This window comes from Candidatus Stoquefichus sp. SB1 (genome assembly GCF_001244545.1).
Taxonomy (GTDB): Bacteria; Bacillota_I; Bacilli_A; order Erysipelotrichales; family Coprobacillaceae; genus Stoquefichus.
Window position 1 is genome coordinate 333,937 of the sequence record NZ_LN852696.1, and the last position, 23,117, is coordinate 357,053.

The window sequence follows — 23,117 nt, forward strand, 5'->3', positions numbered from 1 at the left end:
TATCTAAGGGGGATATCGTGATATTTATGGATGAGAAAAAAGCGATGAGAGGAATAAGTGAACTGAGAATAATTGACAGATGAACAGATAACAGAGAAATCGGCAATTGAATAGGGAATCATTTCCTGAATAAGAACTGCATGAGTCACACCGCAATCAGTGCATTGAACTCTCAGTATTCTGATAACAATATCTCTATTGAAGAAATCAGTATGACGATCATAGTAGGCATGAAAAGTCCAGCTGTGGGAATGACAACTGGAGCACTCAATTTTATTGAAGTTGATGCTTCTAATCAATCTGTCATAAACAAACTGATTGAAAGGCTTGATTTTTTTGTGAGTTTGAATTATTATCATAGTGTTCTTCAATAGGACAGGATAAATAATCAAACTTTGGTCGGGGCGATTGTTTATCCATTTTCTTTCTGTAAATTTTATAAAATAATCATATAATGATTTAGAGAAAATATAAAGAGAAAGAACCCCATAGAAATGAAAAGAAGAAACAATATAAAAAGAAAAGGCACCCCAATAAATTTGAGTGCCAGTAAAAACCCCAGAGATATTTAATTACTCGGTTATTTAAAAAAAGAAGTGGAAGAGTTAGATCGAGCAGGAATTGATATCTTTCATTGTGATATTATGGATGGGAGCTTTGTTCCTAATATGACAATGGGCACTGTAGAAATACAAAAAATCAGAAAATATACAAATAAAATGATTGATTGTCATTTAATGATTGAAAATCCAGGAAATAAAGTTGATTGGTTTATTGATGCTGGTGCAGATTTGATATATATTCATCCTGAAAGTGAAAGATATGTTGTTAAAACTTTAGCTCACATTAAACAAAGAAATAAATTAGCTGGGATTGTCATCAATCCAGATACAACAATTGCAACTATTGAGGAAATGCTTAATCTTTGTGATTATGTAATGGTTATGACGGTTAATCCAGGATTTGCTGGTCAGCAATTTCTTGATTTTACAAGAGAAAAGATTAAAAAGTTAATACTGTTAAAATCAAAATATCAGTTTAAAATTATAGTAGATGGTGCATGTAGCCCGCACATTATTAAAGAATTAAATACTTTAGGATGTGATGGTTTTGTACTAGGAACCAGTGCGTTATTTCATAAAGATAAAAAATATATAAAAATTTTAAAAGAACTGAGGAACTTATAAGATGAAATTATTTAATAAAAAGAAAAGAGAAGATGATTTAGCATTTAGTATTGGAGCACCTGTAAAAGGGAAAGTTATTGATATTAAAGAAACAAATGATGAAATGTTTAAAATCGAAGCTTTAGGGAAAGGAGTCGGTATTATTGCTCAAAGTCATACAATCACTGCTCCCATATCAGGGACTATTACATCGTTTTTTCCAACAAAACATGCTATTGGTATCACTAATTCTAAAGGAGTAGAGTTATTAATTCATATTGGAATTGATACAGTGGAATTGAATGGGCAATATTTTCATGCAAAGAAAAAACAAGGTGATTTTGTGACTAGAGGAGAAGTATTATTAGATGTTGAATTTGAGAATATACTTCAGGCTGGTTATGATAATACAGTTTTAATGGTTATAACAAATACGGCACAATATAAAGATGTTATCACTTTCTCAGGTGATAAGGAAGCTAATGAAATTGTTATTGAAATTGAGGAAAAATAAATATGAGAATAGGAATAGGAAATGATCATGTGGCTGTTGAATATAAAAAAGAAATAACAAATTATATTCAAGAAAAATATGGCTATGAAGTGATCAATTATGGAACAGATAGTACAGATAGATTTAATTATCCGGTAGCTGGTGAGGCAGTTGCCAATGCTGTTATTGCAGGTGTTGTAGATAAAGGAATTGTGATTTGTGGAACAGGTGTTGGTATTTCATTAGCAGCTAATAAGGTCAATGGTATTCGTTGTGTGACGTGTAGTGAACCTTATTCAGCTAAACTTTCAAGAGAACATAATAATACCAATATGTTGGCTTTTGGAGCCAGAGTTGTGGGGATAGAACTTGCGAAAATGATAGTTGATGCATGGCTAACTGGTGAATATGAAGGTGGTCGACATCAAGTCAGAATTGATATGTTGAAAGATATTGAAGAAAGACAAAAATAGTTTTATTAAAATAAGTATGAATACCATATCTTTAAGGTTTTGTTTTCCTTGAACAACCAAAGTTTATTCTTATATTTTATAAAAAATTGATGATATCTATGCTATAATAGTTACCGAGGTGAAACTGATATGCAAAAGATTATGATTGTTGAAGATGATGAAATCATTTCATCAACTTTAAAGAAACATTTAGAAAAATGGAACTATGAAGTCAATGTTGTAGAAGACTTTGAGAATATCATGAATATTTTTATACAAGAGCAGCCTGCTCTCGTTTTATTAGATATTTCTTTACCTTATTATAATGGTTATCATTGGTGTCAGGAAATACGCAAAGTCTCTGAAGTTCCTATTATTTTTATTTCATCAACAAATGAAAATATGAATATTGTGATGGCTATGAATATGGGGGCAGATGATTTTATTAATAAACCATTTGATTTAAATGTCTTAACTGCTAAAATTCAGGCTATTTTAAGAAGAACATATTCTTTTTCAAAACAGTTTCATATTTTGACTTATAAAGATTTGCTTTTAAATATATTAGAAGCAACAATATCTTATCAAAGTCAAACAATTGATTTAACAAAGAATGAATTAAAAATTATGCAGATGTTATTTGAAAAAGCAGAAACATTTGTATCAAGAGATGATTTAATGATTGCTTTATGGCAAAGTGATCAATTTGTTGATGATAATACATTAAGTGTTAATATGAATAGATTAAGAAAGAAACTAGATGATTTTGGAATTGAAAATTTGATTCAAACAAAGAAAGGTTTAGGATATAAATTATTTTATGAATAAACTATGGGATTATTTGTGTTATCGTAAACAGTTTTATATTTATACATTCTTAATCATAGGTATATTCTATTTTATATTGTTTTTATATGGTGCATTGGTAGATGCCATTAACTATGCAATGATCCTTTGTCTCACTGTACTTATCATATATACAATTATAGATTTTTATCATTTTTATAAACAAAGTCATCAACTTCAATATATCTTATCACTTCAAGATGTCTATATGTCTGATCTTCCATTACCAAGAACAGCGATTGAAGAATATTATCATGAACTCTTAACAAAAGTTGATATTTTACATAAAAACTTAGAAAACAAAAATGATGAACAGTATCATGAAATGCTTGATTATTTTACACTATGGGTTCATCAAATCAAGACACCTATATCAGCTCTGCGTTTATTAATCCAATCTCAAGATAATGCTCAAAATGAACTCTTTATACAAGTTCTTAAGATTGAACAATATGTTGATATGGTTTTGAATTATATTAAGATCAGTCATATGTCATCTGATTTGAGTATTAAAGAATATGATTTAGATGTGATTGTTAATGAAGTGATTAAGAAACAAGCAACATTTTTTATTCAGAAGAAAATCAAACTGAATAAAGAATCAATTCAAAGAACAATCTTAACAGATGAAAAATGGATTTCTTTTGTTATTGAACAAATTCTTTCCAATGCTTTAAAATATACGAAAGAAGGTTCTATTCATATTTATGAAAAAGATGAAGTGCTTTATATAGAAGATACAGGTATTGGCATTAAACCAGAAGATTTACCACGTGTGTTTGAAAAAGGTTTTACGGGTTATAATGGAAGAGTAGATAAAAAAGCCAGTGGGTTAGGTTTGTATTTATGTCAACAGATTATTCATAACCTTGGTTATAAAATAAAAATAGAATCGCACCTAGGAAAAGGAACCATTGTTTCTATTGATTTTCATGTGGATAAGCTACAAGTTGAATAAACTTACATGAATGTAAGGATAAAAGAAAGAATTGTAAGGATAATCTATGGTACGGATTTCCTTTTTTTCATAAACTAAAGGTGTACAAAGGAGGACGATTGATATGTCATTATTAGAAGTTAAAAATTTAAAGAAAGTTTATACAACACGTTTTTCTAATCAGCAAGTTCAAGCTTTATCCAATGTCTCTTTTAGTGTTGAAGAAGGAGAGTATGTTGCGATTATGGGTGAATCAGGAAGTGGGAAAACAACTTTATTAAATATCCTAGCTTCTCTTGATAAACCAACAAGCGGAGAAGTTTTATTAAATGGTAAAGATATTACACGTATTAAAGAAAAAGAAATTTCTCAATTTAGAAGAAAGAATCTTGGGTTTGTTTTTCAGGATTTTAACTTATTAGATACATTTTCAATTAAAGATAATATCTTTTTACCATTAGTCTTATCTAAAGAATCATATCCAGTTATGAAGCAAAAACTCAAAGTTTTAGCACCAAAACTTGGTATTCAGCAATTACTTGAGAAATATCCTTATGAAATCTCTGGTGGACAAAAACAAAGAGTTGCAGTAGCCAGAGCATTAATTACCCATCCTCAAATCATATTGGCAGATGAACCAACAGGTGCTCTCGATTCCAAATCAACAGATCAATTGTTAGATATTTTTGATCAAATCAATGATGAAGGACAAACAATTGTTATGGTTACTCATAGTACCAAAGCAGCAAGTTATGCCAAAAGAGTTTTATTTATTAGAGATGGTGAAGTTTTCCATCAAATCTATAGAGGAAATCAAACAAATGAACAGATGTATCAAAGTATTTCAGATACACTAACATTACTTGCGACAGGAGGAAAATAAAATGAAGAAATTCTTTTATCCTCGTTTAGCATTATCAAATATTAGAAAGAATGCAAAAGTTTATCTCCCTTATTTATTAACAAGTACATTTACAGTTATGATGTGCTATGTGATTCATAGTTTAGCAGTTAATCAAAGTTTAAGAGAAACCAGTTCAACAGCACCAGCAGTATTAATGCTAGGAACATGGGTTGTGATCATATTCTCAGTTATTTTCTTATTTTATGTAAACAGTTTCTTAATCAAGAGAAGAAAAAAAGAAATTGCTTTATATAATATTTTGGGAATGGAAAAGAAACATGTCATGATCATGATGGCTTATGAAACGATTTTTACAACTCTTATCTCTTTAATTTTAGGAATTTTGTTTGGAGCACTCTTTAGTAAATTGATGTTCTTATTGTTAGTGAATTTATCACAAATACAAACAGCTATTATTTTTGAAATTCCTCAATCAACAATCTTTTTAACACTAACAGTTTATGGAATTATCTTCTTTACTGCTTACTTATTTAATGTGATTCAAATTAAATTAGCCAATCCAATCGAATTATTACGTGGTGGGGAACATGGTGAAAGGGAACCAAAAACAAAATGGCTCTTTACATTAGTTGGTATTTTGACATTAGGTGGAGGATACTATCTTGCACAAACAATTGAAGATCCAATGGATGCTTTAACATTGTTCTTTGTTGCGGTTGTCTTGGTTATTATTGGAACATATTGTTTATTTACAGCTGGTTCTATTGTGATTTTAAAGATGTTAAAGAAAAATAAACGTTTCTATTATCAAACAAGACACTTTACATCTGTTTCACAAATGATTTATCGTATGAAACAAAACGCAGTTGGTTTAGCAAGTATTTGTGTATTATGTACATGTATTCTTGTTATGATATCTTCTACTGTTACATTATATTTAGGTGTGAAAGATACTGTTCAAATTATGCAAGAAGAAGATTTTTTAGCCAAAATTTTCACTCTTTCCGAAGGACAATTACCTTCAAGAAAAGAATTAGATGAACTCCATGCAAAAATTGAGGATGGTTTAAAAGCGAAAGATATTGAGACATCTACAATTGTTATGCGTAGTGTTTATGAAGTTGCTTACAATGTTAAAGACAATGAATATGTAACTGGAGAAGGTAGCAATGGAAGAGATTTTAAAAGTTTCTCTGCTATGACCTTAGAGGAATATAATCGTGCTTATCACAAGAATGAAACTTTAAAGGATAATGAAGTTCTTGTTCATTCTAACTTTGAAAAGTTAGCGAGCCAAATGAAAATTAATGGCAAAACAGTTCAAGTCAAATCAGAAGTTCATGATCAATATTTCTTAGAAACAGAGCTTTCTGAAAATTCTCAATTAACTGGAATTGTTTTTAAAGATGAAAAAACTTTAAAAGATGTTTTGTTTACTTTAGAAGATCAAGTTCGACCAAATGTTTATATTTCAATTGATTATCAGGATAAATCAGATATGAAAGAGGCTGATAATATTGTTCCAAATATTATTAATGATTTACAGAATACAGGAGAATATTCTGTATATACATCATCACAATACAGTATGGAAAAAATGTTTAATGATTCATATGGAAGTTTATTCTTCTTAGGATTATTCTTAGGCTTATTATTCTTGATGGCTGCTATATTGATTATGTATTATAAACAGTTATCAGAAGGATACGAAGATCAAAAACGATTTGAAATTATGCAAAATGTGGGTATGAGTAAAAAAGAAGTCAAACAAACAATTCGTTCACAAGTGCTGATATTCTTCTTCCTGCCACTTGTTGTCGCAGTCATTCATATGGCATTCGCATTTAAAATGATTATGAAAATGTTTGGATACTTAATTGCTTCTGGAGAAGGATTATTTATTACTTGTACAATCATTTCAGTTATTATTCTAGCTATTATTTATAGTATTGTTTACTTTTTAACCGCAAAGACTTATTACAAAATTGTTAGACATTAAAGAGACAAAAAACAGTAATCATGAAAAGAATGGATTACTGTTTTTTTTGCTATTTTATGTTTATTGTCATTGTGAGTCATAAAAAATTATAGTAAGATTGGATAAAGAAATGATGTGAGGGAGATATGATGAAAGTTATTCAAAGAGAAGAAAGAACACCAAATCTTATAGAACAGTTAGTTTCTGTTTGGGAAGAGTCAGTAAAAGCAACACATTTATTTTTATCTGAGGAAGAGATTGAAAATATCAAGACCTATGTACCAGATGCCTTAAAACAAATTCCCCATTTGGTAATTGAAACTGATGAACAAGGATTACCTATAGCATTTATGGGAATAGACAATCATAAACTTGAAATGTTATTTATATTACCGCAACAAAGAGGGAAAGGGTTAGGAAGAAAATTGATTGAATATGCTGATGAAATTGATGAAATTCATGAATTGACTGTGAATGAACAAAATCCAGCTGCACGAGGGTTTTATGAACATATGGGCTTTAAGGTTTATAAAAGAACATCATTAGATGAACAAGGAAATCCTTACCCGATTTTGTATATGAAACGTAATTAATAACAAGTTCAGTTGTTATTTTGTGGTGTTTTTGATAAGAAAGATAAGAGGGTAAGAACTGACTATAAAATAATGAGATATCTATGATATGAAGGCATAATCATTGAGATTATGTCTTTTATAAAAGTGTTCATCACAATATGTAATTAATCACCAGTGGACTTTTCTGGTTGTTTATAGTTTTGACATGTTTCTATAAATGCTCTTAGTTTATGTGTCATATTTTTATTTTTATGATAACAAATACTAAAATCTCTTTCTAATGAAATAGCATCTATAGAGATAATTCTTAAATGTTTTTGCATTAATTCTTTTTCAATCAATTTAATAGGGATAAGTGCAATACCGTGATTATTTAAAATAGCTAATTTAACAGAATCCCAGCTATGGCATTCCCATGCTGAATTCAGTACAGTTTGATGAACTTTAAGATACTCATCTAATTGTTCACGTGTACCACTGCCATATTCACGATTAATAAAAGGATAGTTTTTAAGTTCAGTCAGATGCAAAGAAGTTGGAACAGGGTAATCAGTTGCACAGGCAAAAACAAGTTGATCATGAATGACGGGTGTCACAATTAAGTCGGGATGGAATATTTTTCCTTCTACCAAAGCAATATCCAAATCATTATTGAGAAGTTTTTCCTCAATAATATGTGTATTATCAACATAGACCTGAATGGCGATATCTGCATATTCTTGTTTGAGCTGTTTTAATATAGGGGCTATAACTGTACTTCCAACAGTCAAAGTAGATCCAACTTTTAAAGCAACACGATTATCCTTAGAAAATATATGATCAATATCATCATAAAGACTTAAAATACGATTAGCCAGTTCCAATAATATTTTTCCCTCTTCAGTAATAAATAATTTTTTAGAATAACGTTCAAAAAGCTTAATTTGATAATAATTTTCAATTTCCTGAATTTTTTGAGAGATTGTTGGCTGAGAAATATAGAGTATTTGAGCAGCTTTAGACATAGATTGTGTTTGTGCAACAGTTTTAAAAATATAAAGATGTTTGTTAGTAATCATAGCGGACTCCTTTTTCTAATTATTGGAAAATCCAATAGATATCATTGTTTATTGATATTTTTATAATAACACAAATAATGATATAATTTAAACATAAAGTGACTAAGGAGGAAGAATAATGGGGTACAAAGTAAGTTTTGAACAGATGAATGATATTTTCAATGCATTATCCACAGAATATGACATATATGCACCAAAACGTTTTGTGAATCAAGGACGTTATTCTGAAACGGATATTATCCGTTATGATCAAATTCATAATGTTGAAGATATCGTTTTCCATGAAAAATCTGATTATCCAGCAAAAGAAGTTTTGAGTCCAATTACGCAATCGCTATTCTATTTTACTGAAGATGAATATCGTGAAAGCAAAGTAACTGACAAGAAAATTCTTATTTTTATGCGTCCATGTGATGTCAATGCAATGGAACATCAAAATCGTATTTATTTACAAAATGGTGGATATGAAGATTTATATTACAAACGCTTAGAAGAGAAAGTCAAGATTGTTTTAATGGAGTGTACAGAAGGTTGGGATACTTGTTTTTGTGTAAGTATGAATGCTAATATAACTGATCATTATAGTTTGGCAGTTCGTTGTCTTGAAAATGAACTATTGGTTGAAATCAAAGATCAAGATTTTGTTGATTATTTTGAGAATCAAGAAACAGATGATTTTAAGGTTCAATTTATTGAAAAAAATCAAATAGAAGTTGAGATTCCTGAAATCAAAAATAAAGAAGTTCTAGCAAAATTAAAAGCCCATCCAATGTGGCAAACATTTAATAAACGTTGTATTTCATGTGGGGCTTGTACAATTGCATGTTCAACATGTACATGTTTTACCACAACTGATATTATTTATAATGAAAATGCTCATATTGGTGAACGTAAAAGAACATCTGCTTCTTGTCAAGTTGATGGATTCTCTGATATGGCAGGTGGACATTCATTTAGACCAACAGCTGGTGATCGTATGCGTTATAAAATTCTTCATAAATTCCATGATTACAAAGCGCGTTTCAAAGATTATCATATGTGTGTAGGATGTGGACGTTGTACATCAAGATGTCCAGAATATATTTCAGTCACTGCAACAGTTGGAAAGATGGCAAAAGCTATTGCTGAAATTGAAAGTGAGGGTGAATAAATATGAATAATCCAATCAGACCAATTCCTTGTCCTATTCTTGATATTAAAAAAGAAAGTTTATTAGAATATACTTTTAAGGTTCAAACAGATATTCAACCTGATCATGGACAATTTTTACAGTTATCAATTCCAAAAGTTGGTGAAGCACCCATATCAGTATCAGCTCAAGGTGATGGCTGGCTAGATTTTACTATTCGCTCAGTTGGAAAAGTTACTGATGAAATTTTTAATAAAAAAGTTGGCGAGACTTTATTCTTGCGTGGCCCTTATGGACATGGCTGGCCATTAGAAGAAAAATTCAAGGGAAAGCATCTTGTTGTGATTACAGGTGGAACAGGCTTAGCGCCAGTAAGAAGTATGTTAAATACGTGTTTTGAAAATGATGGTTATGTTGAAAGTGTCACTTTGATTTCTGGCTTTAAAAATGAAGAAGGTATTATTTTTAAACCTGAATTGAAAAAATGGCAAGAAAAATTTAAGACTTATTATACTTTAGATAGAGATAAAATTGATGGATGGAATGTTGGTTTTGTCACTGACTTTGTAAAAGAAATTCCTTTTGAGAGTTATCAGGGGAATTATGAAGTTATCATTGTAGGTCCACCAATTATGATGAAATTAACTGCTGAAAAGGTGATGTCTTTAGGTGTTCCTGATGAAAAAATCTGGGTTTCTTTTGAAAGAAAAATGTCTTGTGCAATTGGGAAATGTGGACATTGTCGTATTGATGAAACATATGTCTGTTTAGATGGACCGGTGTTTAATTATAGCAAGGCTAAATATCTGGTAGACTAGGAGGATGCATTATGAATCATGATATTGATATAAAAAAATTAAGAATTAATTGTTTTAGACAATCAAAAGTTGCTGGTGAATTCATGTTGCAGATGAGAGTTCCTGGTTCTTTGATTGAAGCCAAATATTTACAGATTGTTCAAGATATTGCTCAATACTGGGGGAATGGAACATTTCATATTGGAATGCGTCAAACTTTAAATATTCCAGGCATTAAGTATGAAAATATTGATGAAGTGAATAAATATATTAAGCAGTATATTCAAGATATAGAAGTTGATTTATGTGATGTTGATATGGATGCGGATGATTATGGTTATCCAACGATTGGAGCCCGTAATATTATGAGCTGTATTGGAAATGCACATTGTATTAAAGCCAATGCTAACACATATCAATTAGCAAGAAAGATTGAGAAAATTATCTTCCCAAGTCATTATCATATTAAAATCTCTATTGCTGGATGTCCAAACGATTGTGCCAAAGGTCATTTTAATGATTTTGGAATTATGGGGATTGCTAAAATGGAGTATCATCAAGAAAGATGTATTGGTTGTGGAGCTTGCGTTCGTGCTTGTGAACACCATGCGACAAGAGTACTTTCTTTAAACAAAGATGGTAAGATTGATAAAGATACATGTTGTTGTGTAGGCTGTGGAGAATGTGTTTTGGCATGTCCGACAAGTGCCTGGACAAGACAGAATAAGACTTTCTATCGTGTCACATTAGGAGGACGTAGTGGAAAGCAATATCCAAGAATGGGAAAAATGTTTTTAAACTGGATCAGCGAAGATGCTTTGTTGCAAGTATTTGGGAATTGGCAAAAATTCTCAGCTTGGGTTATGGATAACAAACCAGAATATATTCATGGCGGTCATTTAATTGATATTTCAGGTTATCCAAAATTTAAAGAATTAATATTAGATGGTGTTGAATTGAATCCTGAATGTCAGGTGGCAGAAGAAATCTATTGGTCAGAAAATGAACAACGTGCAAATATTCATTTAAAACCTTTATCTCAACACAAAAAAGCAGGACCTCAAGAATAAAACCACGTTAGCGTGGTTTTTTTAGAGATAATGAAATTAGCAGTTATTGGTATTAGTCATAAAGAATTGGCGATAGATGCACGTTCTTCCTTTAGTTTTACAGATAGTCAAAAGCTAGAGTTTGCCAGTTTATTATTAGAACATCATATTGAACAATGTATTATTTTATCAACATGTAATCGTAGTGAAGTTTATATCATGAGCGATGATGATACACATTTATTAAAAGGGCTTTATCAAGATTTTTGTGATGAATCCTCATTCATTTATGTATATCAAGGTGAAGAAGCTATTCTTCATTTGTTGCGAGTGACAAGTGGTCTTGAATCAATGTTAATACGGGAAGACCAGATCTTAGGACAAGTCAAGAATGCATATGATTTTGCTAGAGACATGCATATTGGTGGAAAAGAAATTTATATGATTTTTCAAGAAGTGATTCACTTTGTTAAAAATTTAAAGACACAGTTTGCACAGCCATCACTTTCTTTAAGTCATATTGCCATTGAACATCTTAAACATCTCACAACCCTTACTCAAAAAAGGATCATGATTGTTGGAGCAGGAGAAGTGGCTTTATCTTGCCTTCCTTATCTCTATCCACAAAATCAAATCTATTTAATGAATAGAACATCTGCCCATACTCAAGATATTCAACAAAAATATCCCCTTATTCAATGCTTACCATTTGAACAGCGTATACCATTATTAAAAGAAATGGATATTTTAATCAGTGCCACAGCAAGTCCGCATCTTATCTTTCATACAAATGATTTTATTGATACTCATCTTATTGCAGTTGACTTAGCAATCCCAAGAGATATTGAGAAAAATAATTATATAGAATGCATTGATTTAGAAAGTCTCAATCAAGAAATTGAATTCAATAATCAGCAAAGATTAGAAGATCAGCAACATATATCAGAATTGATTAATCATGAGGTGAGTGTTATTCAAGGGAAGTTAAGTAGTATTGAAAATGATTATATGATACAATCATTACAGGAAAAAAGTTTAGAAATAGCCAATCAGACTTATCAATTGTTAATAAAGAAATTAAATCTTTCTCAAAAAGAACAATATATTTTACAAAAAACATTAAAAGCTTCTTTTTTACAAATGATAAGAGAACCTATTCATTGTATGAAAACAAATCAAATTGATGATTTAAGTATCATTCATCAAATATTTGGTATGAAAGAGGAGAAGAAATGAACATTATTATCGGCAGTCGAGGTTCAAAACTCGCTTTAAAACAAACAGAGTATGTAAGAGATATGTTACAAAATACATATCCAATGCATACCTATGAAATCAAAATTATTCACACAATGGGTGATAGAAATCAGAATATGCCATTAGATCAAATGGATGCTAAAGGTATCTTTGTTAATGAAATTGAAAATGAACTTCTTCATCATACCATTGACTTAGCTGTGCATAGTTTAAAAGATATGCCTAGTACTATGAGTGATGGATTGACATATGCAAAGACATTAAAACCAAGTGATTATCGTGATTGTCTGGTTTTAAAAAATAATCAAAGATTAGCTGATTTGCCATTAGGAAGCATTATCGCAACAGGAAGTAAACGAAGAAAATATCAGCTTTTAAAAATGCGTCCTGATTTACAAATTGTAGGTATTCGTGGAAATGTGAATACACGTATTGAAAAAATGCAAAATCAAAATATTGATGGGCTCGTTTTGGCAAGTGCTGGACTCAAGCGTTTAGGATTAACCCATATGATCAGTGAATATTTAAGTGAAGATGAGATGATTCCGGCTTGTGGACAAGGTATTTTGGCTTTGCAGGTGTGTCAGGATAGTCCATTGTTAGAGATGTTTGATCATATTGGTGATGATGAAGCACAATTACGTTTAGAATTAGAATGTCTGTATTTAGCTACTGTCAATGGAGGATGTCATATTCCAGTTGGAAGTTATGCAAAAATTGAAGATCAGTCAGTTCATTTTTATGCCCTATTAGGTGATGAAGAAGGTCAGCATCTTGTAAAAACTGATGCAGTTTTTGCACTTGATGAAGCCAAACAAAAAGTGATTGAGATAGCGAATCAGTTAAAGGAGCAAGTGTATGAACGGTAAAGTTTATCTTGTTGGTGGGGGACCTGGAGCGATTGAACTTTATACATTAAAAGCCATTGACTGTATTCAAAAGGCAGATTGTTTGCTTTATGATCGTTTAATTGATCCGCAAATTTTAGAATATACAAAACCAGAATGTGAGTGTATATATGTTGGTAAAAAATCAAGTCAACATACTTTACCTCAAGATAAGATCAATCAATTATTGGTTGAAAAAGCTCACCAATATCAGTATGTTGTACGTTTAAAGGGTGGCGATGTTTATGTCTTTGGTAGAGGTGGTGAGGAAGCACTGGCACTTTATGAAAATCATATTGAGTTTGAAGTTGTTCCAGGACTCTCTTCATCGATTGCTGGTTTAAGTTATGGGGGAGTGCCAATCACACACAGAGGATTATCTTCAGGATTTATGGTTGTGACTGCTCATCATCAAAATGAAAAAGAATGGGATTATCAACGCTTTTTAAATGATGATTTAACATATGTCTTTATGATGGGGTTATCAGAATTACCAACAATTGTAGAGAATCTTTTAAAAGTTGGTAAAAAATCAGAGACACCAATTGCATTGATAAGTCATGCAACATTGAAGAATCAAAAAACTCTTTATGGTGAGTTAGCCAATATATTAGATAAAGTGAAAAAACAGCCAATGGTATCACCTATGTTGATTGTGGTGGGGGCAGTTGTATCATTGCACAATCAGTTAAATTTTTATGAAAGAAAGCCATTCTTTCGTAAAAAAGTTTTGGTGACAACAGTTACAAATCAAAGAATTTCTTTAACGAAGTATTTTGATGAACAGGGGGCTTTTGTGAAACAACTTCAGTTAGGGGAAATCAGTTATCAATTGCCTCATAGACCAGTCAATTTTAAACAAAGTGTGATTGTGTTTACGAGTCAAAATGGGATAAAAGGATTTTTTAATTGGTTAAAAGAGACAAAATGTGATTATCGGCAGTTATCTGATACACGTTTTGCTTGTATTGGAGAAAAGACTGCAAAATTGTTATATCAATATGGTTTTATGAGTGATTTGATTGCGCATGAGGCTAATAGTGAGGCTTTCAATGAAGATTTAAAAACATTTCTTAAAGCAGATGAAAGAATGATTGTTGTGAGTCATAAAGAAGAGTCATCAATTGAAAGAAAAACAGATCGTGATTTGTTCTTATCGGTTTATGATAATCAAGAAAGACAAGTGGATGAGAATGATTCTTATGATTTGGTTTGTTTTACATGTGCTTCATCAGTTGAAAGATTATCAAAACAGAATTGTCTCATCAAGAAAGCTTTATCAATTGGACCTATGACTTCAAAAGCCATTAGAAAATATTATCCCAATGTTAAAATTATTGAAGCTGATGAAAATAGTTATCAGGGAATGATTAAGAAAATCGAGGTGTATAAAGATGTTTTATAGAGGGCGAAGATTAAGAGAAAATCAGGTCACACGTTCATTAATGTGTGAAACACATTTACATGTTGAACAGTTGATTTATCCAATATTTGTTGTAGAAGGAACAAATATAAAACAGGAAATTTCATCATTACCAGGTGTTTATCATTATTCTATAGATTGTTTAAAAGATGTCATTGCTCAAATGAATGAAGTTGGCTTGAAGGCTTGTATTTTATTTGGAATACCTGAACATAAAGATAGTGTTGCAAGTGAAGCATACGCAGAATCCGGAATTTTACAACAGGCTATTCGTGAAATCAAAAGAATTGATCCTGATATGTTTGTGATTGGTGATGTATGTATGTGTGAGTATACTGATCATGGTCACTGTGGGATAATAGATGAACATGGACATATCGATAATGATCAAACATTACCTTATCTACAAAAGATTACTCTTAGTTATGCAATGAGTGGTGTTGATATGGTTGCTCCTAGTGCGATGATGGATGGACAAATATTAGCTATGCGTCAAATTTTAGATGAAAATGGCTATTATCAATTGCCTATCATGGGATATAGTGCAAAATTTGCTTCAGCATATTATGGACCATTTAGAGAAGCTGCGCATAGTGCTCCGGCTTTTGGAGACCGAAGTGCTTATCAGATGGATGTTGCGAATGGACAAGAGGCATTAAGAGAAATTGCAGCAGATATTGATGAAGGTGCAGATATTATTATGGTGAAGCCAGCTTTGGCATTTTTAGATGTCATTAAAGAAACAAAATTAAATTTTAATGTTCCGATTTGCGCTTATAATGTAAGTGGTGAATATGCTATGTTAAAAATGGCAGTTGAACAAGGATTAATGAAGGAATCAGTTATCGAGGAATCTTTATTAGCCATCAAAAGGGCTGGTGCAGATATGATTATTACTTATTTTGCATTAGATATTGCAAGAAAGATGAGGAATTTATAAAATGACGAATGAAGAGATTTATGAAATGGCTTGTCAATATATTCCTGGTGGTGTTAATTCACCAGTTCGGGCTTTTCAATCTGTTCATACTTCTCCTATATTTGTAAAAAGTGCACAGGGTGCACACTTGATTGATGAAGAAGGACATGAATATATTGATTATATATGTTCTTGGGGACCATTGATTTTAGGACATAATCATCCAGTTGTCACGGATGCTATTCAAAAAGCAAGTCAATATGGAACAAGTTTTGGATTGCCTTCAAAAGTTGAAGTTGATATGGCTCGATTGATTGTGGAGAGTTATGAAGGTATTGATATGGTAAGAATGGTTAATTCTGGAACAGAGGCAACTATGAGTGCATTGCGTGCTGCAAGGGGATATACACATAAAAATAAGATTATTAAATTTGAAGGAAATTATCATGGGCATAGTGATGGTTTATTGGTGAAAGCAGGATCAGGGGCCATGACATTCCAAACTCCAACCAGTTTAGGAATACCTGAATCAGTCATTTCTCAAACAATTGTTTGTCAATATAATGATTTACAATCAGTGGAAGAGGCTATTTGTCATTATCCCCAAGATATAGCTGCGATTATCTTGGAACCAGTTGCGGCAAATATGGGGATAGTTCAGGGGCAATCGCATTTTTTAAAGGGGTTAAGAAGATTATGTGATGAACATCATATCGTTTTGATTTTTGATGAAGTGATTACTGGCTTTAGAGTTTCTTACAATAGTTGTCCTCAATATTTAGGGATTGTTCCTGATATGGTTTGTTTTGGAAAAATTATTGGTGGGGGATTGCCAGTTGGTGCTTATGGCGGAAAAAAAGAAATCATGCAGTTGATTTCTCCATTGGGACCTATTTATCAGGCTGGAACGCTTTCTGGTAATCCATTAGCAATGAGTGTTGGAATAGCTCAATTGACTTATCTGAAAGAACATCCAGAAGTTTATACGCATATCAATCATTCAGCACAATATTTAGCAAAAGGTATTCAAGACATTTTAGCCAATCTTCATTTGCCTTTTCAAGTTCATTGCGTTGAAAGTTTATTGACACTTTTCTTCACTGATCAGGAAGTTCATAATTATAAAGATTCACAAACTTGTCAAACGGAATTATATGCAATCTTTTTTCAAGAGATGTTACATCAGGGTATTTTGATTGCTCCTAGTCAATTTGAAGCATGGTTTATTAGTGATAGTCATACCCAAGATGATCTTGATAAAACTTTAAAAGCGATTTGTCAGGCTTTGGTGAAAGTTTATGATGCCATGGCTGATTGATTTTCAAGATGAAAAGGTTATTATCATTGGTGGAGGTAAAGTTGCATTTCGTAAGGCTGAGCAGTTTTTAAAACATCAAGCTCAAGTTATCGTCATCGCCAGAGACTTTATTGATGATTTTCAATTATTAGATTGCCAGCAAATTCAAGATCAGTATTCTTGTCATTATTTAAATGAGGCATTCTTTGTTTATAGTGCAACTGATGATAAAGAAATTAATCAGCAAATTGTCAATGATGCCAAAAGGATGCATATTATGTGTGCAAGTGCTACAGCAAGCAATGCTCAATTCATGAGTATGTCAGAAATTCAAACTGAAAACATGACATTAGGCATTTCTACAAATGGCACATACCCAGCATTTTCTAAAAAGTTAAAAACAGATTTATTAAAATATGATGAATATATTGGAGTGCTTGCAAAGATACGGAGTGAAGTCTTGCAAAAAGAGATAGTAAGTTCAAAATATCGTCAACGCTTTTTCAATCAGCTCATGTTATTTGAAAAAGAGGAACTTGAATTGATTTGGGATTTTATAAAACATGCAAGGGGTCTGGTTTTGATTTTTCATCGTTCATTAGATGAAACAGCATATGCATTTGCAAAATCATGTCAGGGATATCCAATCGCTTTTTCAGATCATCAATTTCAATTAAAAATAGAAACATTACAAATGTTAGAAATAGAATTGATCATTCAGCCAATGGTCATTGCATATGGAAAGATTTACGATCGTATTCAGGCAAGTTTATCTATTCAATGTCAAGAACCTTTATTTGTAGATAAATATGTGTTAAAAGATATTTATTCTCCATTGAAAAAACGTCTGTTTTTAATTCATCCTAGACAAACAAGAGAGTTATATGACTTATTGTCATCTTATGGTGATGTTTATACTTTTAATGATACTGAATATTTTGATTATGATTATGATATAATTATCCCTTTTCTTTTACAAAAAGGGTATCATTATCAAAAAGATATTTTAAGAATTCGAGATATGATGAATGGAAAATATCATGAGTTTCGATCTGTTTTATTAGAAGATGATCAAGTAAAGGATAAATTAATTCAAAAAATAAAAAGTCTTTAAATTTTTATCAAATTCATTGATAGAATAACTAAAAAAATGTACTTATGATTGTACATTTTTTTAGTTATTGTCTTTATGAATAAGAGATACATGTGTGAGATGAGAATAATAATCAAACCACATTTTTGTTGATGAAAAGAATGAAAGAATAAATTGACATAATGTTAAGAAAAAGATAATTAATAATATAATAATACCACTATAACAAAGAATCGGATTGATCTGTTTTGTTAAAAGAAGAAGCTGATAGAAATAATATGGTGTAGGTAATATGAAGAGATAAAGCGGAATATAGTGGATGAGATATTGATATTTTTTGGTTCCTGCTGGATCTTCTAAAGCTATACGGGTAAGTAATTTACCAATTGTTTGACCATGCTTACAAAATGGCAGCAGAATATAAAAGATGCAAATAATGATAAAATAACTGATATGATAAGGAATATTGATGAAATGAAGCATCAACATAATAATCACTATAAATAATGCATCAATAATAAAAGCAAAAAATTTTCTTGGTTTAGAAACTTTCTGTCCCTTTTCATAAGCAATTGCATCTAACTTTTCTCGAGAGGGTAAGAATTTTGCAAATAATGGACAGATTGCATAACCTAATGTTCCTCCCAGTGTATTTGTAATTAAATCATCGACTTCAAATAAACGATAGGGTCTTGGATAAATACCAAATAATGCACTTAATTGAATGAGTTCGAATGATAAAGAAAGTAAAAAGCTAAAAAGAATTGTTTTCTTGAGACTACATTGAAAATAATATCTTAAATAAACTCCAAATGGGAAAGTGAGTAAGATATTAAAGAGAGTCACCATCATGGCAGGTTGTTTTAATGTAGGAATATAAGTAGAGGGCTGATTCCAGATAAATGGAGTTGTTTGAATAATTTCTCCTACAGAATGAAAAGGTCTAAGTTCCATAATTGGTGAAGTCATTTTGGCAACTGATTCAATAGATGGTAAAGGCAACATTGTCATAAAGTAGGCATTGATCATATAATAAATAAATGAAAAGATAATCAAACTTCTTAAGATTGGGATGGAACCATATTTATGGTACTGATAAATTGCATATGGTAGAGTTAAACAAAAAGCGATGAATGGAAAAACAATCATCGCTACTTGAATAGGAATTAAATAAACTGACATTATAATAATCCCATCTCTATCATTTTTAAACCAATATCTACTGAATTATAAGCAGCACCTTTCATTAATTGATCAGAGACAACCCACAAACTTAAAGCATGATCATTATCTAAATCTTTTCTTACACGCCCAACATGAACAAGTTCATCACCAATAAATAATGTAGCCATAGGATAAATTTGATTTTCAATATCATCATATAATTCAACCCCATGAGAATTTGATAAAAGTTCAAAAACTTTATCTATATCAATTGGTTTTTTTGTTTCAATATAAACAGATTCACTATGTCCTCTTAAAACCGGAACACGGACACAAGTTGCATTCACCTTTATATCTTTATTAAAGATTTTTTTTGTTTCATTAACCATTTTCATTTCTTCTTTAGTGAAATGATTATCTAAATCAAATTTATCAACTTGAGGAATACAGTTAAAAGCAATTGGGAAATGTTTCTTATCTCCTGCACAAGGAAGTGTTTTAGCCACGGGTTCTTTTCCATCTAATACTTCTTGAGATTGTCTATAAAGTTCTTCCATACCAGCAACTCCTGCACCAGAAACAGCTTGATATGTAGAAACAATAATTCTTTCAATATCAAAATATTCATTTAAACGATTTAAGGCACTCACCATTTGAATCGTTGTACAATTTGGATTGGCAATAATACCTTTATGATTTTTCAACGCTTCAGCGTTGACTTCAGGTACCACCAAAGGAACATCTGGATCCATTCTAAAATGTGATGTATTATCAATATTAATACATCCTGCTTTCACTGCATAAGGCATATATTTTTCAGAAATGCTTCCACCAGCACTCCAAAATGCAACATCAATACCTTCAAAAGAATTTTCAGTTAATTCTTCAATAACAAACTCCTGTCCTTCATATTCAATAACTTTTCCTGCACTTCTAGCAGAAGCTAATAATTTTAAATTTTCAAAAGGAAATTTGAATTGAAAGATACATCTTAACATTTCTCTTCCAACCGCCCCTGTAGCACCAACAATCGCAACTTTATATGTTTTCATTTTTATATGTCCTCCCTAACCTAAGAATGCCTCGTGTAATAACACTTGCGCTTTTTTGACATCATCTCTATCTATATAACATGAAATATTAATTTCACTACAAGATGTCATTTCAACATTAATATCATTACTCATTAATGTATTGTAAACTTTTTGGAACATGCCTTTATTGTTTTTAATACCAACACCTATAACAGCAACTTTTCCAATATTGCCTCTAACAATTGTTTTTTGTGGTTTTAATATTTCTTTTAAGTCATTAATAACTTCCACAACACCTGGAACATCTTTATCATTGATGATTAAAGAAATATCCATTTTACCTCCACCTACTAAAGCTTGATTAAAAACATTGACATTGACATTTGCTTCAGCAATTTTTTCAAAAAGTTGTCCAGCTCCATTGACTTTGGCATCAACACCAACTAGGGTAATACGAGCTTCGTTTTGTGAACCGGTAATTCCTGATATAATTAATTGATTTAAATGGTCTTTCATGATTTTCTCATCTCCTAACACATATGTTCCTTTACTCTCATCAAATGAACTTCTTGCATGAATAACGATATCATGTTTGGCAGCTAACTGCACACAACGATGATTAAGCACCTTGGCTCCATTTTTAGATAATTCTAACATTTCAGCATAACTGATATAGTCCAATTTGATTGCATCTGGAACAATTCTTGGATCAGCAGTATAAATGCCGTTTACATCACTATAAATTTCAACTTCACTGGCATCAATCGCAACCCCTATTGCAACAGCAGAAAGATCACTGCCACCACGTCCTAAAGTTGTCACTTTTCCATTTTGTGAATAACCTTGAAAACCAGGACAGATAATGATATCTGCAGATTCTAGTTTTTCTTGAATATGATGACCTTCAACAGTTGTAATAGTTGCATTCATATGATGTGAATCTGTTTGAATACCTAATTCAGCATTTGTGACTGTTTCAACAGTGTAACCCATTTGAGCTAATTCACTTTTCACAACCAAAGTTGAAATCGTTTCACCAATACTTGTTAAACGATCAATTTCTTCATCTGTTAATTTATCAGTATTCACAATGGATAAAAGCGTATCTGTAGCATATGGATCGTCATAACGCCCCATAGCACTCACTACAGCAACAACCTTATTTCCATTATTTAATTCACGAATAATGTTTCTATACATATGTTCACGTGTTTCTTTGCTACGTGTTGAGGTACCACCAAATTTTTGGACAATAATTTTCATCTTAACCCCTCACTTTAAATAAGTTATATGTTTCACCCTGTAATTGATTTTCTAAATCAGCAAGTTCAATCTTGTTTGTAATATAGATATGGTCTTTATCTTGAGAGAAATAAGTTTCATAGTCAATATCTAAAGGATGATCACATCTTACATAATATTTAGATTCAGTTATTGGATAAACATTTTCAATATATTGGTATTCATGTTTCCACATATCTTGTTTATGTGTTTTCATAATATCACTAACAACGGCACTAGCAGTTACATAACGACCTGCTCCTTTACCATAGAAAATAACATTTTCTAAATAGTTACATGTTATCTCTACTACATTATATGCCTGATTCACATTTGCAACAATGTCTTTTATACCAATTAAAGTAGGAGAAACATCAATTCCATAACCATCTTGTAATTTTTTTGCCTGAGCAATTAATTTAATACGATAACCAAGTTTTTTGGCATAATCCATATCCTTTTTTGTTACATTTCTAATACCAGTTGCCTGAATTTTATTGAAATCAAAGAATATTTCAAAAGCATTCATCGCAAGTATCTGAATTTTATGTGCTGCATCTATTCCATCTAAGTCTAAACTGGCATCAGCTTCAACAAAACCTAAACCATCAGCAATCGTTAATGCTTCATCAAAATCAAGATTATCTGTTTCCATTAATGTTAAGATAAAATTTGTTGTTCCATTTAAGATCCCTTCAATTTTTTCAATTTCATTGGCAATTAAATCTTCTTTAGCTGGTACAACTACAGGAATTCCTCCACCAACAGATGCTTCATAATAAATCTTTGCATTATGCTGTGAAGCAGTTTCAAAGATTTCCTGACCATCATGAGCAATCAATGCTTTATTGGCAGTAACAACATGTTTCCCTTTCTTTAAAGCCTCTAAAATAATTGTTTTAGCAATTGTTGTTCCACCAATTAATTCAACAATCACATCAACTTCATCATCATTAATGACTTCATGAAAATCTTGAGTATAAATAATTCCATCTGGTAAAGTGACTTCATCTAAAGAACATCCATATTTAATTGTGACTTCTTCACCAATTTGTTTCTCTAATCTTGCTTTTTGCTCAGTTAAGATTTCAACAACTCCAAATCCAACTGTTCCAAGACCAATAACACCTATTTTCATACGACTCCCCCTCTAATAAAAAAAGCCTCATTATTTTAATGAGGCTTTCTTGATTTTCAAAATATACAAATAAAGACAGTCTCTTATTAACAATTCAAAAAACACATTATGGTTTTGGAAATGTTAATAGTTATCATCATTAAGACGTCCTCCTTCGTTATTGCATTGATAATAGCATTTTTGTATACATTTGTCAATTTTTTAATAAATAATTTTTGATATAATCAAAAACAAAGGATAAACTTTTGGAAAATAACAAAAATATATTTATTTTTATAA

Annotated in this window: 23 protein-coding genes; 18 read left to right on the forward strand and 5 right to left on the reverse strand. The window is 31.1% G+C overall.

What is annotated here, in order from left to right; all coding sequences use genetic code 11:
• Positions 1 to 140 precede the first annotated feature (140 nt).
• The 9 genes from BN1865_RS18460 (at position 141) to BN1865_RS14140 (ending at position 7,330) form a co-directional block, all read left to right on the forward strand.
• A complete protein-coding gene (locus BN1865_RS18460; RefSeq protein ID WP_157844080.1) occupies positions 141 to 374 on the forward strand; it encodes a hypothetical protein in 234 nt (77 codons plus the stop codon).
• A 222-nt stretch (positions 375 to 596) separates the two neighbouring features.
• Positions 597 to 1,187, forward strand: coding sequence for a ribulose-phosphate 3-epimerase (locus BN1865_RS14105; protein ID WP_050637903.1), 591 nt, complete (start codon positions 597 to 599; stop codon positions 1,185 to 1,187).
• Position 1,188: 1 nt separating this feature from the next.
• Positions 1,189 to 1,680: a PTS sugar transporter subunit IIA gene (locus BN1865_RS14110; protein WP_050637904.1), complete on the forward strand. Its 492-nt coding sequence runs from the start codon at positions 1,189 to 1,191 to the stop codon at positions 1,678 to 1,680.
• Positions 1,681 to 1,682: 2 nt separating this feature from the next.
• Positions 1,683 to 2,132 carry a ribose 5-phosphate isomerase B gene (gene rpiB / locus BN1865_RS14115; RefSeq protein WP_050637905.1) on the forward strand — a complete coding sequence of 150 codons (450 nt, stop codon included), beginning with the start codon at positions 1,683 to 1,685 and terminating at the stop codon, positions 2,130 to 2,132.
• A 129-nt stretch (positions 2,133 to 2,261) separates the two neighbouring features.
• Complete coding sequence (locus tag BN1865_RS14120; RefSeq protein WP_050637906.1) at positions 2,262 to 2,939, forward strand: response regulator transcription factor; 678 nt, start codon at positions 2,262 to 2,264, stop codon at positions 2,937 to 2,939.
• Positions 2,932 to 3,915 carry a sensor histidine kinase gene (locus BN1865_RS14125; protein WP_050637907.1) on the forward strand — a complete coding sequence of 328 codons (984 nt, stop codon included), beginning with the start codon at positions 2,932 to 2,934 and terminating at the stop codon, positions 3,913 to 3,915. The genes BN1865_RS14120 and BN1865_RS14125 overlap by 8 nt, the downstream gene beginning before the upstream one ends.
• Before the next feature lie 103 nt (positions 3,916 to 4,018).
• Positions 4,019 to 4,777 carry an ABC transporter ATP-binding protein gene (locus BN1865_RS14130; protein WP_050637908.1) on the forward strand — a complete coding sequence of 253 codons (759 nt, stop codon included), beginning with the start codon at positions 4,019 to 4,021 and terminating at the stop codon, positions 4,775 to 4,777.
• Between the two features lies 1 nt (position 4,778).
• Positions 4,779 to 6,758 carry an ABC transporter permease gene (locus BN1865_RS14135; protein ID WP_050637909.1) on the forward strand — a complete coding sequence of 660 codons (1,980 nt, stop codon included), beginning with the start codon at positions 4,779 to 4,781 and terminating at the stop codon, positions 6,756 to 6,758.
• 128 nt (positions 6,759 to 6,886) lie between these two features.
• Positions 6,887 to 7,330: a GNAT family N-acetyltransferase gene (locus BN1865_RS14140; RefSeq protein ID WP_050637910.1), complete on the forward strand. Its 444-nt coding sequence runs from the start codon at positions 6,887 to 6,889 to the stop codon at positions 7,328 to 7,330.
• Positions 7,331 to 7,476: 146 nt separating this feature from the next.
• Here BN1865_RS14140 and BN1865_RS14145 read toward each other — a convergent pair whose 3' ends face one another.
• Complete coding sequence (locus BN1865_RS14145; RefSeq protein ID WP_050637911.1) at positions 7,477 to 8,370, reverse strand: LysR family transcriptional regulator; 894 nt, start codon at positions 8,368 to 8,370, stop codon at positions 7,477 to 7,479.
• A 118-nt stretch (positions 8,371 to 8,488) separates the two neighbouring features.
• On the opposite strand from BN1865_RS14145, the gene asrA reads away from it, so the two are divergent.
• Genes asrA through BN1865_RS14190 form a run of 9 tightly spaced genes read left to right on the forward strand, consistent with a single transcriptional unit; the run spans position 8,489 to position 18,242 of the window.
• Positions 8,489 to 9,520: an anaerobic sulfite reductase subunit AsrA gene (asrA, locus tag BN1865_RS14150; RefSeq protein WP_050637912.1), complete on the forward strand. Its 1,032-nt coding sequence runs from the start codon at positions 8,489 to 8,491 to the stop codon at positions 9,518 to 9,520.
• A 2-nt stretch (positions 9,521 to 9,522) separates the two neighbouring features.
• A complete protein-coding gene (asrB, locus tag BN1865_RS14155) occupies positions 9,523 to 10,317 on the forward strand; it encodes an anaerobic sulfite reductase subunit AsrB (protein WP_050637913.1) in 795 nt (264 codons plus the stop codon).
• An 11-nt stretch (positions 10,318 to 10,328) separates the two neighbouring features.
• Positions 10,329 to 11,366 (forward strand): sulfite reductase subunit C, encoded by a 1,038-nt coding sequence (asrC, locus tag BN1865_RS14160; protein ID WP_050637914.1) that lies wholly within the window; start codon positions 10,329 to 10,331, stop codon positions 11,364 to 11,366.
• A gap of 30 nt (positions 11,367 to 11,396) precedes the next feature.
• Positions 11,397 to 12,581 carry a glutamyl-tRNA reductase gene (gene hemA, locus BN1865_RS14165; protein ID WP_050637915.1) on the forward strand — a complete coding sequence of 395 codons (1,185 nt, stop codon included), beginning with the start codon at positions 11,397 to 11,399 and terminating at the stop codon, positions 12,579 to 12,581.
• Positions 12,578 to 13,471: a hydroxymethylbilane synthase gene (gene hemC / locus BN1865_RS14170; RefSeq protein ID WP_050637916.1), complete on the forward strand. Its 894-nt coding sequence runs from the start codon at positions 12,578 to 12,580 to the stop codon at positions 13,469 to 13,471. The genes hemA and hemC overlap by 4 nt, the downstream gene beginning before the upstream one ends.
• A complete protein-coding gene (gene cobA / locus BN1865_RS14175; RefSeq protein WP_050637917.1) occupies positions 13,461 to 14,894 on the forward strand; it encodes a uroporphyrinogen-III C-methyltransferase in 1,434 nt (477 codons plus the stop codon). Before hemC ends, cobA begins: the two co-directional genes overlap by 11 nt.
• Positions 14,884 to 15,852: a porphobilinogen synthase gene (hemB, locus tag BN1865_RS14180; RefSeq protein WP_050637918.1), complete on the forward strand. Its 969-nt coding sequence runs from the start codon at positions 14,884 to 14,886 to the stop codon at positions 15,850 to 15,852. The genes cobA and hemB overlap by 11 nt, the downstream gene beginning before the upstream one ends.
• 1 nt (position 15,853) lies before the next feature.
• Positions 15,854 to 17,149, forward strand: a complete 1,296-nt coding sequence (gene hemL, locus BN1865_RS14185) for a glutamate-1-semialdehyde 2,1-aminomutase (protein WP_050637919.1) — start codon at positions 15,854 to 15,856, stop codon at positions 17,147 to 17,149.
• Positions 17,130 to 18,242: a precorrin-2 dehydrogenase/sirohydrochlorin ferrochelatase family protein gene (locus BN1865_RS14190; protein ID WP_050637920.1), complete on the forward strand. Its 1,113-nt coding sequence runs from the start codon at positions 17,130 to 17,132 to the stop codon at positions 18,240 to 18,242. The genes hemL and BN1865_RS14190 overlap by 20 nt, the downstream gene beginning before the upstream one ends.
• Positions 18,243 to 18,302: 60 nt before the next feature.
• On the opposite strand, the gene BN1865_RS14195 is transcribed toward BN1865_RS14190, so the two are convergent.
• From BN1865_RS14195 to BN1865_RS14210, 4 genes are read right to left on the reverse strand one after another with little or no spacing between them, the layout of a single operon-like run.
• The gene (locus tag BN1865_RS14195) at positions 18,303 to 19,403 is read right to left on the reverse strand and encodes a VanZ family protein (protein ID WP_050637921.1); all 1,101 of its coding nucleotides are present in this window, start codon (positions 19,401 to 19,403) and stop codon (positions 18,303 to 18,305) included.
• On the reverse strand, positions 19,403 to 20,437 hold the full coding sequence (locus BN1865_RS14200; RefSeq protein ID WP_050637922.1) for an aspartate-semialdehyde dehydrogenase: 1,035 nt from the start codon (positions 20,435 to 20,437) through the stop codon (positions 19,403 to 19,405). Before BN1865_RS14200 ends, BN1865_RS14195 begins: the two co-directional genes overlap by 1 nt.
• Before the next feature lie 15 nt (positions 20,438 to 20,452).
• Positions 20,453 to 21,682, reverse strand: a complete 1,230-nt coding sequence (locus BN1865_RS14205) for an aspartate kinase (RefSeq protein WP_050637923.1) — start codon at positions 21,680 to 21,682, stop codon at positions 20,453 to 20,455.
• A gap of 1 nt (position 21,683) precedes the next feature.
• The gene (locus BN1865_RS14210; protein ID WP_050637924.1) at positions 21,684 to 22,838 is read right to left on the reverse strand and encodes a homoserine dehydrogenase; all 1,155 of its coding nucleotides are present in this window, start codon (positions 22,836 to 22,838) and stop codon (positions 21,684 to 21,686) included.
• Between the last annotated feature and the right edge of the window lie 279 nt (positions 22,839 to 23,117).

Bases quoted from the DNA above. Each gene is read 5' to 3' on its own strand.
- BN1865_RS18460 (WP_157844080.1), top strand. From the start codon at position 141: ATGAGTCACACCGCAATCAGTGCATTGAACTCTCAGTATTCTGATAAC.
- BN1865_RS14110 (WP_050637904.1), top strand. From the start codon at position 1,189: ATGAAATTATTTAATAAAAAGAAAAGAGAAGATGATTTAGCATTTAGT.
- rpiB (WP_050637905.1), top strand. From the start codon at position 1,683: ATGAGAATAGGAATAGGAAATGATCATGTGGCTGTTGAATATAAAAAA.
- BN1865_RS14120 (WP_050637906.1), top strand. From the start codon at position 2,262: ATGCAAAAGATTATGATTGTTGAAGATGATGAAATCATTTCATCAACT.
- BN1865_RS14125 (WP_050637907.1), top strand. From the start codon at position 2,932: ATGAATAAACTATGGGATTATTTGTGTTATCGTAAACAGTTTTATATT.
- BN1865_RS14130 (WP_050637908.1), top strand. From the start codon at position 4,019: ATGTCATTATTAGAAGTTAAAAATTTAAAGAAAGTTTATACAACACGT.
- BN1865_RS14135 (WP_050637909.1), top strand. From the start codon at position 4,779: ATGAAGAAATTCTTTTATCCTCGTTTAGCATTATCAAATATTAGAAAG.
- BN1865_RS14140 (WP_050637910.1), top strand. From the start codon at position 6,887: ATGAAAGTTATTCAAAGAGAAGAAAGAACACCAAATCTTATAGAACAG.
- BN1865_RS14145 (WP_050637911.1), bottom strand. From the start codon at position 8,370: ATGATTACTAACAAACATCTTTATATTTTTAAAACTGTTGCACAAACA.
- asrA (WP_050637912.1), top strand. From the start codon at position 8,489: ATGGGGTACAAAGTAAGTTTTGAACAGATGAATGATATTTTCAATGCA.
- asrB (WP_050637913.1), top strand. From the start codon at position 9,523: ATGAATAATCCAATCAGACCAATTCCTTGTCCTATTCTTGATATTAAA.
- asrC (WP_050637914.1), top strand. From the start codon at position 10,329: ATGAATCATGATATTGATATAAAAAAATTAAGAATTAATTGTTTTAGA.
- hemA (WP_050637915.1), top strand. From the start codon at position 11,397: ATGAAATTAGCAGTTATTGGTATTAGTCATAAAGAATTGGCGATAGAT.
- hemC (WP_050637916.1), top strand. From the start codon at position 12,578: ATGAACATTATTATCGGCAGTCGAGGTTCAAAACTCGCTTTAAAACAA.
- cobA (WP_050637917.1), top strand. From the start codon at position 13,461: ATGAACGGTAAAGTTTATCTTGTTGGTGGGGGACCTGGAGCGATTGAA.
- hemB (WP_050637918.1), top strand. From the start codon at position 14,884: ATGTTTTATAGAGGGCGAAGATTAAGAGAAAATCAGGTCACACGTTCA.
- hemL (WP_050637919.1), top strand. From the start codon at position 15,854: ATGACGAATGAAGAGATTTATGAAATGGCTTGTCAATATATTCCTGGT.
- BN1865_RS14190 (WP_050637920.1), top strand. From the start codon at position 17,130: ATGATGCCATGGCTGATTGATTTTCAAGATGAAAAGGTTATTATCATT.
- BN1865_RS14195 (WP_050637921.1), bottom strand. From the start codon at position 19,403: ATGTCAGTTTATTTAATTCCTATTCAAGTAGCGATGATTGTTTTTCCA.
- BN1865_RS14200 (WP_050637922.1), bottom strand. From the start codon at position 20,437: ATGAAAACATATAAAGTTGCGATTGTTGGTGCTACAGGGGCGGTTGGA.
- BN1865_RS14205 (WP_050637923.1), bottom strand. From the start codon at position 21,682: ATGAAAATTATTGTCCAAAAATTTGGTGGTACCTCAACACGTAGCAAA.
- BN1865_RS14210 (WP_050637924.1), bottom strand. From the start codon at position 22,838: ATGAAAATAGGTGTTATTGGTCTTGGAACAGTTGGATTTGGAGTTGTT.